The organism is Actinoplanes regularis (genome assembly GCF_900188005.1).
GTDB lineage: Bacteria > Actinomycetota > Actinomycetes > Mycobacteriales > Micromonosporaceae > Actinoplanes > Actinoplanes regularis.
The window spans coordinates 144,777-159,078 of sequence record NZ_FZNR01000008.1; the positions used below are offsets into that span (position 1 = coordinate 144,777).

Below are 14,302 nucleotides of genomic sequence, written 5' to 3' on the forward strand. Positions count from 1 at the left end.
TGCCATAACGCAGCCTTAAGACGACCGAAAACCGGCCTGAAAACGACGCTCCTCGACAGCGGTCAGCAGGAAACCGACACGAGCACCGCCCAACGGGCTTCGCCCGACAACCAGTTCCCCCTGTACGGTGTCGGCCGCCCGCCGCACGATGTCCAGCCCGAGCCCGGTCGAGCCGGCGCCGCTGAAGCCGCGACGCACGGCCGCCTCGGGGTCGGCGATGCCCGGCCCGGCGTCGTCCACGAGCAGCCCGGTCGAGGAGACGCTGACCCGGAACGCGACGCCGTCCGGCGTGTGCGAGAAGACGTTGCCGAGCATCGCGTCGACCACCAGGATCACGTCGCTGCGCGACATCGGCACCGTCACCGGCTCGTGGCCGCCGACCACCTGCCACGGACGCTCCTGGTCCTCGGCAAGCACCGACCAGAAGGCGAGCCGGTCGGCGAGCACCTCGACCAGGTCGCAGGTCTCGGTGCTGCGCGCCTCGGTGCCCAGCCGGGCACCGGTGATGATCGCTTCGAGCTCGTCGTCGAGCAGGTCGCAGGCCTGGCGCATCCTCTCGGCGATCGGGCCGGGCGGGATCGCTTCGGCGTCGAGGCGGAGCGCGGTCAACGGCGTACGCAATCGGTGGGAGAGGTCCGCGGCCAGCTCGCGCTCGCGGTCCAGGAGGCGCCGCAGGTCGCCGGCCATGCTGTTGAATGCCTGGGCCGCGTCGCGCAGCTCGCTCGGGCCGCTCGGGGTGATCCGCTCGCTGAGTTCGCCGCCGCCGAGGCGGCGGGTCGAGGCGGCGAGCTGGCGGGTCGCCCGCACCAGTTGGGCGCCGAGCCGGTCGGCGAAGAACGTCGACCCGAGCACCAGCACCACGGCCAGGCCGAACAGGGCCAGCCAGGCCTTGTAGACGCCGCGGTACATCTCGGCGTCGCTGACGAACACCTCGACGACGACGGTCCGGCCGTCGGTGAGCACGGTCGGTTGCAGGTATGCGAGTCCACCGGCGGCGACGGCGGTCCCCGACCGGCGCTGTTTGGCGGCGCGCTCGACGGTCTCCGGCGGGAGGTGCGAGGTCCCGATCGGGTCGAGGCCCGGCAGGTGTACGGCGAGCAGCCCGGCGCTGCCCGCCGAGGTGCTGGCCACCGCACTGGTCAGCGCGGTCGGGTCGGCGTTCACGCCGAGCACCGTGACGATCGAGGTGGCCTGCTGCCGCGCCTCGGAGATGGCCTTGTCGTGGGCGATCTGGCGGGTCGCGACGGCGAGCGGCACCAGGAACGCCAGCGCGACCATCGAGGTGATCGCCAGGGCCAGCCGGTTGAGTGCCCACCTCATCGCGGGTCGACCATCATCACGCCGACACCGCGCACGGTGTGCAGGAATCTCGGTTTGGCGGCCGTCTCCCCGAGTTTGCGGCGCAGCCAGGAGATGTGCACGTCGATCGTCTGCTCCTCGCCGATCCGGACCTGGTTCCATACCTGATTCATCAGCTCCCGCCGGCTGATCACCTGGCCGACCCGTTCGGCCAGGTAGGTCAGTACGTCGAACTCGCGACGGGTCAGTTGCAGCGGCTCACCGCGCAGCTCGGCGCGGCGCTGCCGGGGCTTGATCACCAGTTCGCCGACGGTGATCGCGCTCGGTGCCTGCTCGGTGACGGTACGGGCGCGCCGCAGCACCGCCGCGATCCGGGCCAGGATGTGGCCGCCGGAGAACGGTTTGGTCACGTAGTCGTCGGCGCCGGCGCTCAGCAGTGCGATGATGTCCGCCTCCGAGCGCCGGGCGGTCGCCACGATCACCGGCACGTCGGAGACGGTGCGCATCATCCGCAACGCGTCGGTGCCGTCGATGTCGGGCAGCCCGAGGTCGAGGATGACCAGGTCAGGCCGCTCTTGAGTGACGATCTTCAGTGCCTGGGCGGCCTGGCCGACGGGTCGCACCACGTGGCCGGCGTCGGTCAGGGCACGGGTCAACGCGGCCGCGATGTTGCGGTCGTCCTCGACCAACAGGATCAACGCCATGGCGTACACCATAGGACCAGGTGAGAGGATGAGCCTCGTGCGATCTTCCAGGTGGTTTCCGGTAGCCGGCTGGTTCGTGGCGACCGCGACCAGCATCGTGCTCTCCTGGGTGGCGCTGCTCCCGGTGCTCAACGCCGCTCGCGCGGATGTCGGGGCATTGCCGGACATCGATCAGATCCCGGCCGCCGACGTCACGCTGGCGCCCCCGGCGACGAGCACGCCGACCGGTTCCCCGGCCCGGTCCGCGCCCGCGACGGCGGCGCCCGGCGCGGAGCCGACGAAGACCGGCGGCCCGACGAGGAAGCCGGCGACGACCAAGCCGACGGCCGCCGCGACGACGAAACCGGCGACTACCACAGTGGACGGTTGGACGGTCACCACGGGCGCCGACGGGGTTCGGACGTACGTCCGCTCGTTCTCGGTCGAGGGTGGCCGCGCTGTGATCAAGATGACCAGCGACGGCGTCGTCTCTCTGGTCACCGCCACTCCCGCGGACGGTTTCACGGTGGAGAAGACCCAGAGCTCGCCGACTGACCTGGCGGTTTACTTCAACGAAACCAACCACAGCTTCATCATCCGCGCGATCTGGTTCAACGACGCGCCGTTTACCGAGGTCAACGAGATCGGTTCATAGAAGTTCCTTAATTTAAAGCGCTCTCTCGCCCGAACGAGGGTTTTCCCTGATTCGGGGACGTTCGTCGATGCCTAACGTCTCACCACAAGTCATCCAGTGGTGTGACCCATCGTCCACGGACGGTCGAGCCCGCCCGCAACCCCCCGGGCGGGAAAGGAGCAGTGCGTGAAATCCCGTACCCCTGTCGTCGTTGCCGCGGTCTCCGCGACCGCGGTGGCCTCGGTGGCTGTGGCCCTCGCCGGACCGGCGACCGCCCAGCCGAGTGTCTCCGCATCGCCCGCCGCAGCCGCAGCCCAGGCCGCTTCATCCCTCTTCGCAGCCCGTCCCGCTGCCCTGCACGCCGCCGCGGACGAGACCTTCGTCCAGCACGACGTGATCTCCACCGAACGACTCCAGTACGTGCCGTTCGACCGGCTGTACAAGGGCCTCGCCGTGATCGGCGGTGACGGCGTCGTCGTCACCGACACCGCCGGCCAGGTGAAGTACACGTCGGTGGCGCAGGACGCGCCGCTCGGCGCGATCAACACCACCCCGACCCTGAGCGCCGCCGACTCCCTGAAGATCGCCAAGAGCGAGCTGAAGACGGTCGCCGGCGTCGAGGGCACCAAGCTGGTCATCCTCGCCACCACCGGGACCCCGGCCCTGGCCTGGGAGTCCACCATCAAGGGCACCAGCACCGACGGCCCCAGCCGACTGACCGTCGACGTGGACGCGGCCACCGGCAAGGTGCTGCGGACCTACGAGCACGTGACGGACGTGGCCGGCACCGGCACCGGCTGGATCAACGGCTCGGTCAGCCTGGACACCACCCTCTCGGGCAGCACGTACAGCCTGAAGGACCCGAGCATCGCGACGCTGACCTGCCAGGACGCGTCGACCAACACGACCTTCAGCGGCACCGACAACGTGTGGGGCAACGGCACCGGATCCAACAAGGAGACCGGCTGCGTCGACGCCTTCTACTCGGCGCAGAAGGAAAAGGCCATGCTCTCCACCTGGCTGGGCCGGACCGGCTTCAGCAGCAGTGGCGGCGCCTGGCCGATCCGGGTCGGCCTGAACGACCAGAACGCGTACTACGACGGCACCCAGGTCCAGATCGGCAAGAACACCGCCGGTAACTGGATCTCCTCCGCCGACGTGCTGGGCCACGAGATCGGCCACGGCATCGACGACAACACCCCGGGCGGCATCTCGAACAACGGCACCCAGGAGTTCGTCGGCGACGTGTTCGGCGCGGCCACCGAAGCCTTCGCGAACAACCCGAACGACCCGCCGGACTACCAGGTCGGCGAAGAGGTCAACCTGGTCGGCAGCGGCCCGATCCGGTACATGTACAACCCGTCGCTCGCCGGTGACGACAACTGCTACTCCAGCAGCACCCCGAGCCAGGAGGTGCACGCCGCGGCCGGCCCCGGCAACCACTGGTTCTACCTGCTCGCCGAGGGCACCAACCCGACCAACGGCCAGCCGACCAGCACCCGGTGCTCCGGCTCCGGCGCCATCACCGGTATCGGCATCCAGACCGCCACCAAGATCTTCTACAACGCGATGCTGATGAAGACCAGCAGCTCGTCGTACCTGAAGTACCGCACCTGGACGCTGACCTCGGCCAAGGCTCTGGACAGCACCTGTGCGCTCTTCAACACCACGAAGGCCGCCTGGGACGCGGTGAGCGTGCCGGCCCAGTCCGCCGACCCGACCTGCACCGGCGGCGGCACCACCCCGCCGACCAGCTCGCCGACCTCCAACCCGACCGGTTGCACCGGCACCAACGCCACCGACGTCTCGATCCCGGACGCCGGCTCGGCGGTCACCAGCTCGATCACGATCAGCGGCTGCGCCCGCAGCGCCTCGTCGACCTCGACGATCGCGGTGAACATCGTCCACACCTACCGGGGTGACCTGAAGGTCGACCTGGTGGCGCCGGACGGCACGGTCTACGCCCTGAAGGCGACGTCCACCTCGGACAGCGCCGACAACGTGATCACCACCTACACGAAGAATCTCTCCAGCGAGGCGGCGAACGGCACCTGGGGCCTCCGGGTCCAGGACACCTACTCCGCGGACACCGGTTACATCAACACCTGGACGCTCACCGTCTGACCGTCCGACCGCTAACGGGGCGCTGCCATCCGGCAGCGCCCCTCCGCGCATCCCGAGGTTCGCTCCTCACTCCCGCTCAAATCCATTTCGCCGGTACGCCCTACGCGTCCCGCGCACAGGCCTCTCGGCCGAGCACCGTCTGATGTGGTGCGACGAGGGTCACAGTGACGCCGGAACGTGATCTAGGACGCTTACGGTTCCCGGCAACGCTTGGACGGAAGGTCACACAGTGGCTGACGTATACGGGGCCGTAGTGCCCTTGCGCCCGACCGGGGTGCTCGCCGACGTGTGGGGCCGGTCCGCCGTACGCGATGTGATCCTGACCCTCGGCGCCGCCGGCGCTGTCGGTCTCGCCGCGCAGGTCGTGATCCCGGTGCCCGGCTCGCCCGTGCCGATCACCGGGCAGACCTTCGCGGTGCTGCTGGCCGGCGCGGTGCTCGGGCCGGGCCGTGGCGCCGCCGGCATGCTGCTCTACGTGGTGGCGGGCGCCCTCGGCATCCCGTGGTTCGCCGGCGGCTCGTCCGGCTGGCCGGCCGCGACCGGCGGCTACCTGCTCGGCTTCGTCATCGCCGCGGCGCTCGTCGGACAGTTCGCCACGCTGGGCGCCGACCGCCGCCCGGGACACACGATCGGCCTGATGTTCATCGGCAACCTGCTGATCTACCTGGTCGGGATGCCGTGGCTGGCGCTGATGACCACGATGGACCTGCCCACCGCGTTCAGCAAGGGCGTCGTGCCGTACCTGATGGGCGACGCTCTGAAGATCGCGCTGGCAGCCGCTCTGCTGCCCGGCGCCTGGCTGCTGCTCAACCGCAGGCGCGGATAACCACAGGCTGTGCGCACAGCCTGTGGATAACTCGAACGGGTGTGCGAATGACGGCGATCGGATGGCACGATGATCGCGTGTCGTCAAACGAGCTCCGCCCGACGTACCCGGTCAAGACCGAACGCCTGCTGCTGCGCCCGCTGACCACGGCTGACGCAGCGGCGTTGCTGGCCTACCGCAGCCGTCCCGACGTCTGCCGCTATGTGCCGTTCCACCCGATGACCCTCGAGGTGATCGCCGAACGGCTCAGGACTCACTGGGCCACCACCACACTCACCGACGAGGGCCAGCACCTGACCCTGGGCATCGAGGAGGCCGGCACCGGCCGGCTGGTCGGCGACGTGATCCTCTTCTGGCACAGCCGTCTGCACCGCGGCGGCGAGATCGGTTACATGATCAATCCCGAGTTCTCCGGCCGCGGCTACGCGACCGAGGCGGCCCAGGCCATGCTGAAGCTCGGCTTCGAGGACCTGGGCCTGCACCGGATCATCGGGCGGATCGATGAACGCAACGAGCCGTCCGCCCGGGTCCTGCGCCGCCTCGGCATGCGGCAGGAGGCCCGGCTCGTGCACAACGAGCTGTTCAAGGGCGAGTGGAGCACCGAGGTCGACTTCGCGATGCTCGCCGACGAGTGGTTCGCTAGATATCCAGATTCGCCTCGATCCGTTTGAGCTGGTGCCGGGCCAGCGCCAGGTTGGCCCGGTCCTTGTGCAGCGCGAGGTAGAGGAAGAGGCCCTGCCCGGAGCGCCCGGTCAACGGGCGGATCAGGTGGTACTGCGAGTCGAGGGTGATCAGCACGTCCTCGATGTTCTCGCGCAGGCCCAGCATCTCCATGGTGCGCAGTTTCGCGCGGACCACCTCGGTGTTCGCCGCCGACGCGACGGTCAGGTCGAAACTCCGGTCACCCCCGGCGACGCCGAGGGCCATTCCACTGCTGCGATCGACCAGTGCGACGCCGATGGCGCCGTCGATCTGCATCGCGTCCTTCAGGGCTACGTCCATATCCGGCACTTCGGGTTCCTCCCATGGCTCGCTCCGATCGACATCGACTTTCACCGACCCCGGGGAAACCCCGTCGCACATGATGTCCGGCTTGAAATGTCGGGCTCCGCCACTCTTGAATTGGCAGCGAGCGAGTTGAAGATTTTCGCAACTCCGAAAGTCGCCAAGACGCGTAACCGGGCTGTTCTCCCCGCGTTGGCCGGTGTGAATGACTGGAGGGGACCCGTCGTGTCAGTGCCGCTGTACCAGGCGAAGGCCGAGATGTTCCGGACCCTCGGCCACCCGGTCCGGATCCGGGTCCTGGAACTGTTACAGGACGGGCCACGACCGGTCCGGGACCTGCTCGCCGAGATCGACGTGGAGGCGTCGAATCTGTCCCAGCAGCTCGCGGTGCTGCGCAGGGTCGGCATCGTGGTCTCGTTCCGGGAGGGCTCGCTGGTGATGTATGCCCTGAGCACGCCCGATGTCGCGGACCTGCTCGCGGCCGGCCGCCGGATCCTCGGCGCCGTGCTCACCGACCGCGACGGCCTGCTGGTCGAGCTACGCGCTCAGAACCGGCCCGGAGCCCGGACCTGACACCCGCCGTGCCGCCTAGCCGGTGGCCTCGGCGGTCGCTCGCCGCGCGGGGCCGGCCACGGTGTACGCGACGAGCCCGCCGGCGCCCAGCAACAGCGCCGTCACCACGGCGGCGCCGCTTCCCGGGGCCTGCGTCTGCCAGGTCAGAACCGGTCCGAGCGTCCCCTCCGAGCGTGGGAAGAGGATGGCCGCCAACGTCCAGCCCAACGGCACGAACCACGACCGGGACGGGCTGATCACCGTGGCGCCCAGGGCGGTCAGGCCCAGCAGCCCGGCCGCGTCCCGCGCCACCAGCGACGCGGGCCCGAAGCGTGCCGGGGTGACGAGCGTGACCGCGAGCAGCGCCACCACGAGCAGCAGAGCCGTCACCAGGTGCGCGGCCCGCCGGAGCGGCCAGGAGAGCGCGGCCGTGCGCTCCAGGGCGCCGTCCGGGCTGACCAGGGTGGTGGTGAGGGCCGCCACCAGCAGGAGCACCGTCAGTACGACGAGCTCTGGGCCCGCGTCGCGGCTGTCGGAGAAGATCATCCACAGTGACCACATCAACGCCGTACAGCCGCCGGCCATCGCCAGCGCCATCGGGGCGCGCCGGGAGCGCAGGTAGAGCAGCAGCCACCTCACGCCGCCACCTCCGCATCGCTCCGGCGTCGACCTGAGCCAACTGATTCGCTCGCAAGCTCGCTCACGCCGCCACCTCCGCTTCGCTCCGGCGTCGACCTGAGCCGACACCTGAGCCGACTGATTCGCTCGCAAGCTCGCTCACGCCGCCACCTCCGCTTCGCTCCGGCGCCGACCTGAGCAGACACCTGAGCCGACTGATTCGCTCGCAAGCTCGCTCATTGCGTGCAGCCCGCCGCGGCCTTGCGGATCGCGGCGACGCGGGCCGCCGCCTCCGGGGCGGGCAGGCCGCGAAGCTCCTGCCAGCGCCGCACGGCGTCGGGGCCGACCTCCGCATCCTCGTACTCGGAGAGGGCCACCGGCTCGGTGCCGAGCAGCCAGAACCCGGCCGCGCGCGCGTCCGCCGGGCGCGGACCGCCCTCGCACTCGGGTGCGGCGGAGAACGCCGCGACCACCAGTTCCCGCACCACCTGACCGGTCCGCCCGGGCTCGACCCGGAGCAGCACGACGTCGGGGCTCTGCGGCGCCGGCACGAACGGGACATACGTGGTGTTGTCCTCGTGCACCCGCGTCGGCGCGCCGGGAATCCTCGCGAGGACCGTCAGCGCCTCCCTCGCCTGCGGGACCAACTCGGGCAGCAGCCCGGCGTGCACCCGGCTGACGCAGACCCGCGGCTCGTCCTCAGCGCAGACCAGTTCCTTCGCGACCGGATCGACCGCGTCGACGACGAGCCGGTTCCGGTGCGGCATGACCGAGATCGCCAGCGTGGCGCCCAGCACCACCGGCAGCAGCGCGGCCACCCGGATCCGCCGGCCGCCGGACGCGAACAGCATCACCGCGGTGACCGCGAGCGCGGCCATCCAGACGGCCTGGGCGGCGCTGGCCCGGCCGGGCACGGTCGCGTACTCCTCCGGCAGGTTCATCTCGTAGATCGGCGAGAAGACCAGCGCCAGCCACCCCCGGGGACGGGTGGCCGCGGGGATGAGCAGAAGCAGTCCCAGGCCCGCCACGGCCAGGGACGGCGCCGTCACCAGAGACGGCAACAGACGGCCGACCGCCAGGCCGACCCAGACCGCCGCGATCAGCGACAGCGCGCCGACCGCCGTGACGGCCAGGACCGGCAGCGGCAGGTACTCGGCGGTGCCGATGAGCGAGACGCCACCCGCGACCCCCATCAGCAGATATCCGCAGACGACGGTGAGGGCCATCGCACCGAGCGTGGGAACCGTCCGCGAGGCGCGGGACCGGGGGGTGCTCGCGAACAGCTCGGTCACGTTCGACTGCCGCTCCCGCCGGCCCTGCCAGGCACCGGCGGCCAGCGCCAGGGGCCACAGGAGCGCCAGGTACAGCCGCTGCGTCATGACCAGCTGCATCCATCCGCCCGACCAGTCCGACTCGTCGACGAAGTACAGCAGTGCGACGCCGACGACCAGCAGGATCAGGGCGGACCCGACCGCCGCGGACCGGCGAAGCTCGATGCCGAAAACGCGTCTCATGCCGCTACCTCCGCTTCGCTCCGGCGTAGACCTGAGCCGACTGATTCGCTCGCAAGCTCGCTCATGCCGCGGCCTCCGCCCGGTGCCGGCGGAGCAGCGCCGAGTAGCCCCGCTCGGCGGGGCTGTCGCCGGCGTCGCCCTCGCTGCCCTGCGCGATCAGGGCCTCCGGTGTGCCCTGGAAGAGCAGCCGGCCCTCATTCATCATCACCACGTCGGTGCACGCCGCCACCACGTCCTCGACCAGATGGGTGGAGACCAGGACGCAGCTGTCGACGCCGAAGTCGCGCAGCAGCTCCCGGAAGTCGAGGCGCTGCTCCGGGTCGAGGCCGACGGTCGGCTCGTCGAGCAGCAGCACGGCGGGGTCGTTGACGATCGCCTGCGCGATACCCGCCCGGCGCAGCATGCCGCCGGAGAGCGTCTTCATCCGGGCGTCGGCCCGGTCGGCGAGGCCGACCCGTTCGATCGCCCGCTGCACCGCACCGGGCACCGCGGTCTTCGGCATCTCCTTGAGCCAGGCCATGTATTCGACGAACTCCCGCACCGTGAAGCGGGGATAGAACCCGAACTGCTGCGGGAGATAGCCCAGCCCGCGGCGCACTTTCCGGTAGTCGCCGCGCCCGTCCACGGACTCACCGAGCAGGGTCAGCCGGCCGCCGGCCGGTTCCACCACGGTGGCCAGGGCCCGCATCAGCGTCGTCTTGCCGGCTCCGTTCGGGCCGAGCAGGCCGTGAACGCCGTTGCCCAGCGCCAGGTCGAGCCCGTCCACGGCCAGGTGCCGCCCGGCCCGGACGCGCAGTTGCTCGGCGTGCACCACCCAGGGATGGGTGGTGGGGGCGGTTTCGGCCGCACTCACCGTACGCATGATCGTTCTCCTTTCAGTTGCGGCTCGAGAGCCGCCGGAAGCGGTCCGCCCGAGTCACGGCGAAACCGGCCGAAGCAACGGTGACCAGCACCCAGACCGCGATGCCGCCGGGCCGCAGCAGCACCGGAAGATCGGCGGTGAGCAGCGCGGGAAGGGCCACCACGAGTCCCCAGGCGGCAGCGAGCCCGATCGCGGCGCGACGTACGCCGACGACGACTCCCAGCGCGATGGCCATGGTGGTGAAGGCGAGACAGGGCGACAGGGCCAGGGCCAGCGAGACGCCGGTGCGGTTGCTCGCCAGGCCCAGCACCGGCACGATCACGGCCAGCACCGCCGCGGCACGCCGCAACAGCAGCGACAGGCCGGCCGCGGGTGTGCTGGCGACCAGTTCCCATGCCGGATCACTGCCCCGGCTCCACGCGACCGCCACCCCGGGCAGGGGCGCGACCGGAGCCAGCAGCAGCACCAGCGACGGCAGGCTCGGCCTCAGCGCCTGGAGCAGCACCGCACAGCCCAGGACCGTCGCCGTCATGGTGAGCCACGGCACCAGCCGCCAGACCAGCCAGCGGTGGCGCCGCGCCGACCAGCGCCGACGGGCCGGGGCGGGCCCCGCCGCGACCTGGAGTTCCACGCCGGCGCTCACCCGTTCGAGCAGTGCGACGACGTCGCCCGGCGCGCTGCCGGCCAGGCGGGCGCGGCAGTCCGCGCACTCCTCGAGATGCACCTCGACAGACCAGAGCGTGGCCTCGTCGAGGTCCAGGTCGCCACCGGCGTAACGGGAGATCACCGAAGGACTCGGGTGCCCGGTCATGACAGCGCCTCCCGCAGAGCGATCCGGGCCCGCCGCGCCCGGGACTTCACGGTGCCTTCCGGCACCCCCAGCAGCAGCGACGTCTCGCGGACGGAGAGCCCGTCGAGAACCATCGCCCGCAGTACCTGCCGCACGTCCGGCGGAAGCGTGAGCAGCGCCTGTTCCAGTTCCTGACCGACCCGCCCGGCCATGACCTCGTCCTCGGCCGCGGGGGCGGTCGTCGCGGCCGGGACCGGCGCCTGCTGCTGGCGGGCCCGGCGCCGGAACGCGTCGACCAGCCGGTTGGCGGCGATGGTCCACAACCAGCCGACCGCGCTGCCGGAGGCCGCCGACCCGGCGAAGTCGCCGGCCGCGCGCCAGACAGCCAGGTAGGTCTCCTGCATCACGTCGGCGACCACGTCGTCGTCGGCGCACCTGCGGCGCAGCCGCACGGCGAGCCACGGCGACGTCCGCCGGTACAGCTCGTCGAACGCGTGCCGGTCGCCGGTGGCGGTGCGGCGCACGAGTTCCGCCTCGTCGGCCGTGTCCAGGCTTCGTCTCACAACCAGCAAGACGACGACAGGCCCGCCACGGTTCTCCATTGAACGTGATCCACGTCACACTAGGTCGGCCGGTGTGACTGACTTCAGACTGCTGGGATGGCGACTGGTCTGCGAGTTCTCCACGGTGGTCACGGCGACCCGGTTCTTCTGCTGCTGCACGGTCTGGGCGGGACCGCCGACGTGTGGAACGGCTGGTCGGCACTGCTCGAGCGGCGCTGGCCCGGTCGCTGGGTGGCGCCCGATCTGCCCGGTCACGGCGGCTCCGCGCCGTTGGCCCGCTACACCTTCGACGACCTCGCCGCCGCGGTGGCCGAGGTGATTCCGCCGGACCAGCCGACCTTCGTGGCCGGGCACTCGCTGGGCGGGGTCGTCGCGCTCGCGCTGGCCGCACGCCTGCCCACGACGGTGCGCGGGGTCGTCGGGCTCGGCGTCAAGGTCGCGTGGAGCGATGAGGAGCTGCAGCGGGCTCAGGCACTGGCGGCCCGGCCACGGGCCTGGTTCCCGACACGGGACGAGGCCGCCGCCCGCTACCTGCGGGTGGCCGGGCTGGACGGTCTGCTCGCCATCGACGACCCGGCCGTGGACGCGGGGCTGGTCCGGCAGGACGACCGGTGGGGCACGGCCCTCGACCCCGCGGCTTTCGGCGTGGGCAGGCCGGACCTGCCGGGGCTGCTCGCCGCGTGCCGGGCGCCGGTCATTCTGGCTCGGGGCGCGCACGATCCGATGAACACCGACGAGCAGCTGGCCGCGCTGAACGTCACGGCGGTCACGCTGGCCGAGGTCGGCCACAGCGCCCACGTACAGGATCCCGAGCTGACGTACACGCTTCTCGAGCGACTGCAACGCTGAGGAGCGGACCGGGACCGGGCCGGGACGTCGTTGGCCCGCCGGTCCCGGGGATCAGCGGACGCTGCGGTACCCGGCGATCGTCGCGGCCAGGATCTCGCGGCCCGGGCGCTGCCACAGGACGTCGTTCATCACCTCGACCTCGATCGCGCCGGTGTAACCCGCCTTGTCGACCGCGTCGTGGAACGGCCGCATCTGGATGCAGCCGTCGCCGGGCAGGCCACGGCCGGTCAGCACACCGGCCGGCAGCGGGGTGATCCAGTCGGCGAGCTGGTAGATCGCGATCCGCTCGCCGGCCCGCGCGATCTTCTCCAGGACGGTGTCGTCCCACCACAGGTGGTAGGTATCGACGGTCACTCCGACCTGGCCGACCGGGTGCTGCTCGGCGATCGCCATGGCCTGGTCCCACGTGTTGATCACGCAGCGGTCGGCCGCGTACATCGGGTGCAGCGGCTCGATCGCCAGCGTCACCCCGGCCTCGGCCGCGTACGGGACCAGCCGCGCGATCGAGTCGGCGACGTGCTCCCGGGCACCGGCCAGGTCCTTCGAGCCCTCCGGAAGGCCGCCGGAGACCAGCACCAGCACGGACGTGCCGAGGGCGGCGGCCTCGTCGACGGCCCGGCGGTTGTCGTCGAACCACTCCGGGGCCTGGAAGAACCCGCTGCGGCAGAGCGAGGTGACGGTCAGGCCGGCGTCGCGGACCAGGGTGGCGGACCGTGCCAGGCCGTACTCGGCGACCGGCTCGCGCCAGAGCGCGACCTGGCCGACCCCGGCCTCGACGCAGCCGGCGATCATCTCCGGCAGGTCCCACAGCTTGGCCGTGATCTGGTTGAACGAGAAGCGGCTCATCCGACGGTCACCTCGAAGAATCGGTTGGCGCGGTGTGCCGCGAGGTCGGGGTCGGGCAGCAGGCCGGCGGCGTCGGCAAGCTCGATCAGTTCGGCGAAGTGCGGCACCGATCGGCCCGACTGCAGGCCGCCGACCATGGTGAAGTGCGGCTGATGGCCGGCCAGCCAGGCGAGGAAGACGATGCCGGTCTTGTAGTAGAACGTGGGCTTCTTGAAGATGTGCCGGGAGAGCGGGACCGTCGGAGCGAAGATCCGGTCGTAGGACTCCAGGTCGCCCCGGTCCAGGGCGGCGAACGCGGCCGCGGCGGCCGGGGCGATCGCGGCGAAGATGCCGAGCAGCGCGTCGGAGTAGCCCTGCTCGTCGCCGCGGATCAGCTCCGGATAGTTGAAGTCGTCACCGGTGTAGAGCCGGACCCCGGGCGGCAGGCGACGGCGCAGCCGGATCTCGTGGTCGGCGTCAAGCAGGGAGATCTTGATGCCGTCGACCTTCGCCGGGTTGCTGTTGATCAGCTCGAGGACGGATTCGGTGGCCTTGTCCACGTCGGACGAGCCCCAGTAGCCCTCGAGGGCGGGGTCGAAGGCGGTGCCGAGCCAGTGCAGCACGACCGGCTGGTCGGCGACGTCGAGCAGCGGCCGGTAGATCGCCAGGTAGTCGTCGGCGTCGTGGGCCGTGGCGGCCAGATGGCGACTGCACATCAGGACGGGCACCGCGCCGGCTTCGCTGACGTCGGCGAGCTGACGTTCGTACGCGAACCGGATCTGATCGAGGCTCGCCGGACCCGGCGGCAGCTGGTCGGTCGCGACCCCGGCCACGATCCGCCCGCCGCAGGCGGCGGCCTCGGCCGCGCTGCGCCGGACGAGCTCCCGGGTCGCCGCGTAATCCAGGCCCATGCCGCGCTGGGCGGTGTCCATCGCCTCGGCCACGCCGAGACCGTGCGACCAGAGGTGGCGGCGGAAGGCCAGGGTGGCCTCCCAGTCCAGGACGGCGGGGGCGCCGGGCGCGTTCTCCGCACGCGGATCCGCGACGACATGCGCCGCGGCGTACGCGATCCGGCTGCTCGGCGGGCCCGCCGGCGTCTCCCACGCGGTCCGGCCGGAGAGGGTCAGGGGCCCGGACGGCAGGTTCACCACGGCCATG

The 14,302-nt window shown here is 71.2% G+C and carries 16 protein-coding genes; 6 read left to right on the forward strand and 10 right to left on the reverse strand.

Annotated elements, in window-relative coordinates; genetic code table 11:
* Positions 1 to 15 precede the first annotated feature (15 nt).
* Together CHC09_RS22110 and CHC09_RS22115 are read right to left on the reverse strand one after the other, a co-directional pair.
* Positions 16 to 1,320, reverse strand: coding sequence for a HAMP domain-containing protein (locus CHC09_RS22110; protein WP_089295080.1), 1,305 nt, complete (start codon positions 1,318 to 1,320; stop codon positions 16 to 18).
* Positions 1,317 to 2,003, reverse strand: coding sequence for a response regulator transcription factor (locus tag CHC09_RS22115; protein ID WP_089295258.1), 687 nt, complete (start codon positions 2,001 to 2,003; stop codon positions 1,317 to 1,319). The genes CHC09_RS22110 and CHC09_RS22115 overlap by 4 nt, the downstream gene beginning before the upstream one ends.
* Before the next feature lie 28 nt (positions 2,004 to 2,031).
* Between CHC09_RS22115 and CHC09_RS22120 the strand changes: the two genes are divergently transcribed.
* The 4 genes from CHC09_RS22120 to CHC09_RS22135 all read left to right on the forward strand — a co-directional run bounded on the left by CHC09_RS22120 (position 2,032) and on the right by CHC09_RS22135 (position 6,237).
* Entirely contained in the window at positions 2,032 to 2,637 is a 606-nt protein-coding gene (locus CHC09_RS22120) for a DNA mismatch repair protein MutL (protein ID WP_089295081.1), read from the forward strand.
* A gap of 165 nt (positions 2,638 to 2,802) precedes the next feature.
* Positions 2,803 to 4,740 carry a M4 family metallopeptidase gene (locus tag CHC09_RS22125; protein WP_089295082.1) on the forward strand — a complete coding sequence of 646 codons (1,938 nt, stop codon included), beginning with the start codon at positions 2,803 to 2,805 and terminating at the stop codon, positions 4,738 to 4,740.
* Positions 4,741 to 4,969: 229 nt separating this feature from the next.
* The gene (locus CHC09_RS22130) at positions 4,970 to 5,566 is read left to right on the forward strand and encodes a biotin transporter BioY (RefSeq protein WP_089295083.1); all 597 of its coding nucleotides are present in this window, start codon (positions 4,970 to 4,972) and stop codon (positions 5,564 to 5,566) included.
* Positions 5,567 to 5,643: 77 nt separating this feature from the next.
* Positions 5,644 to 6,237, forward strand: a complete 594-nt coding sequence (locus CHC09_RS22135; protein ID WP_239138411.1) for a GNAT family N-acetyltransferase — start codon at positions 5,644 to 5,646, stop codon at positions 6,235 to 6,237.
* On the opposite strand, the gene CHC09_RS22140 is transcribed toward CHC09_RS22135, so the two are convergent.
* The gene (locus CHC09_RS22140; RefSeq protein WP_089295085.1) at positions 6,206 to 6,577 is read right to left on the reverse strand and encodes a hypothetical protein; all 372 of its coding nucleotides are present in this window, start codon (positions 6,575 to 6,577) and stop codon (positions 6,206 to 6,208) included. The genes CHC09_RS22135 and CHC09_RS22140 overlap by 32 nt on opposite strands.
* Positions 6,578 to 6,796: 219 nt before the next feature.
* Here CHC09_RS22140 and CHC09_RS22145 point away from each other — a divergent pair, with 219 nt between their 5' ends.
* Positions 6,797 to 7,144, forward strand: a complete 348-nt coding sequence (locus CHC09_RS22145; RefSeq protein WP_089295086.1) for an ArsR/SmtB family transcription factor — start codon at positions 6,797 to 6,799, stop codon at positions 7,142 to 7,144.
* 15 nt (positions 7,145 to 7,159) lie between these two features.
* Here CHC09_RS22145 and CHC09_RS22150 read toward each other — a convergent pair whose 3' ends face one another.
* The 5 genes from CHC09_RS22150 to CHC09_RS22170 all read right to left on the reverse strand — a co-directional run bounded on the left by CHC09_RS22150 (position 7,160) and on the right by CHC09_RS22170 (position 11,509).
* A complete protein-coding gene (locus tag CHC09_RS22150; protein ID WP_089295087.1) occupies positions 7,160 to 7,762 on the reverse strand; it encodes a hypothetical protein in 603 nt (200 codons plus the stop codon).
* Positions 7,763 to 7,977: 215 nt separating this feature from the next.
* Positions 7,978 to 9,255, reverse strand: coding sequence for a hypothetical protein (locus CHC09_RS22155; RefSeq protein ID WP_089295088.1), 1,278 nt, complete (start codon positions 9,253 to 9,255; stop codon positions 7,978 to 7,980).
* 61 nt (positions 9,256 to 9,316) lie between these two features.
* The gene (locus CHC09_RS22160; RefSeq protein ID WP_089295089.1) at positions 9,317 to 10,117 is read right to left on the reverse strand and encodes an ABC transporter ATP-binding protein; all 801 of its coding nucleotides are present in this window, start codon (positions 10,115 to 10,117) and stop codon (positions 9,317 to 9,319) included.
* A gap of 13 nt (positions 10,118 to 10,130) precedes the next feature.
* Positions 10,131 to 10,928: a cupin domain-containing protein gene (locus tag CHC09_RS22165; protein WP_089295090.1), complete on the reverse strand. Its 798-nt coding sequence runs from the start codon at positions 10,926 to 10,928 to the stop codon at positions 10,131 to 10,133.
* On the reverse strand, positions 10,925 to 11,509 hold the full coding sequence (locus CHC09_RS22170) for an RNA polymerase sigma factor (protein ID WP_089295091.1): 585 nt from the start codon (positions 11,507 to 11,509) through the stop codon (positions 10,925 to 10,927). Before CHC09_RS22170 ends, CHC09_RS22165 begins: the two co-directional genes overlap by 4 nt.
* Positions 11,510 to 11,566: 57 nt before the next feature.
* Here CHC09_RS22170 and CHC09_RS22175 point away from each other — a divergent pair, with 57 nt between their 5' ends.
* Positions 11,567 to 12,319, forward strand: coding sequence for an alpha/beta fold hydrolase (locus CHC09_RS22175; protein WP_089295092.1), 753 nt, complete (start codon positions 11,567 to 11,569; stop codon positions 12,317 to 12,319).
* A gap of 51 nt (positions 12,320 to 12,370) precedes the next feature.
* Here CHC09_RS22175 and CHC09_RS22180 read toward each other — a convergent pair whose 3' ends face one another.
* Positions 12,371 to 13,165 carry a sugar phosphate isomerase/epimerase family protein gene (locus CHC09_RS22180; RefSeq protein WP_089295093.1) on the reverse strand — a complete coding sequence of 265 codons (795 nt, stop codon included), beginning with the start codon at positions 13,163 to 13,165 and terminating at the stop codon, positions 12,371 to 12,373.
* Positions 13,162 to 14,301 carry a dihydrodipicolinate synthase family protein gene (locus CHC09_RS22185; RefSeq protein WP_089295094.1) on the reverse strand — a complete coding sequence of 380 codons (1,140 nt, stop codon included), beginning with the start codon at positions 14,299 to 14,301 and terminating at the stop codon, positions 13,162 to 13,164. Before CHC09_RS22185 ends, CHC09_RS22180 begins: the two co-directional genes overlap by 4 nt.
* Between the last annotated feature and the right edge of the window lies 1 nt (position 14,302).

Coding starts and splice junctions, on each gene's coding strand:
- CHC09_RS22110 (WP_089295080.1), bottom strand. CDS start 1,320: ATGAGGTGGGCACTCAACCGGCTGGCCCTGGCGATCACCTCGATGGTC.
- CHC09_RS22115 (WP_089295258.1), bottom strand. CDS start 2,003: ATGGCGTTGATCCTGTTGGTCGAGGACGACCGCAACATCGCGGCCGCG.
- CHC09_RS22120 (WP_089295081.1), top strand. CDS start 2,032: ATGAGCCTCGTGCGATCTTCCAGGTGGTTTCCGGTAGCCGGCTGGTTC.
- CHC09_RS22155 (WP_089295088.1), bottom strand. CDS start 9,255: ATGAGACGCGTTTTCGGCATCGAGCTTCGCCGGTCCGCGGCGGTCGGG.
- CHC09_RS22160 (WP_089295089.1), bottom strand. CDS start 10,117: ATGCGTACGGTGAGTGCGGCCGAAACCGCCCCCACCACCCATCCCTGG.
- CHC09_RS22165 (WP_089295090.1), bottom strand. CDS start 10,928: ATGACCGGGCACCCGAGTCCTTCGGTGATCTCCCGTTACGCCGGTGGC.
- CHC09_RS22170 (WP_089295091.1), bottom strand. CDS start 11,509: ATGGAGAACCGTGGCGGGCCTGTCGTCGTCTTGCTGGTTGTGAGACGA.
- CHC09_RS22175 (WP_089295092.1), top strand. CDS start 11,567: ATGGCGACTGGTCTGCGAGTTCTCCACGGTGGTCACGGCGACCCGGTT.
- CHC09_RS22180 (WP_089295093.1), bottom strand. CDS start 13,165: ATGAGCCGCTTCTCGTTCAACCAGATCACGGCCAAGCTGTGGGACCTG.
- CHC09_RS22185 (WP_089295094.1), bottom strand. CDS start 14,301: ATGGCCGTGGTGAACCTGCCGTCCGGGCCCCTGACCCTCTCCGGCCGG.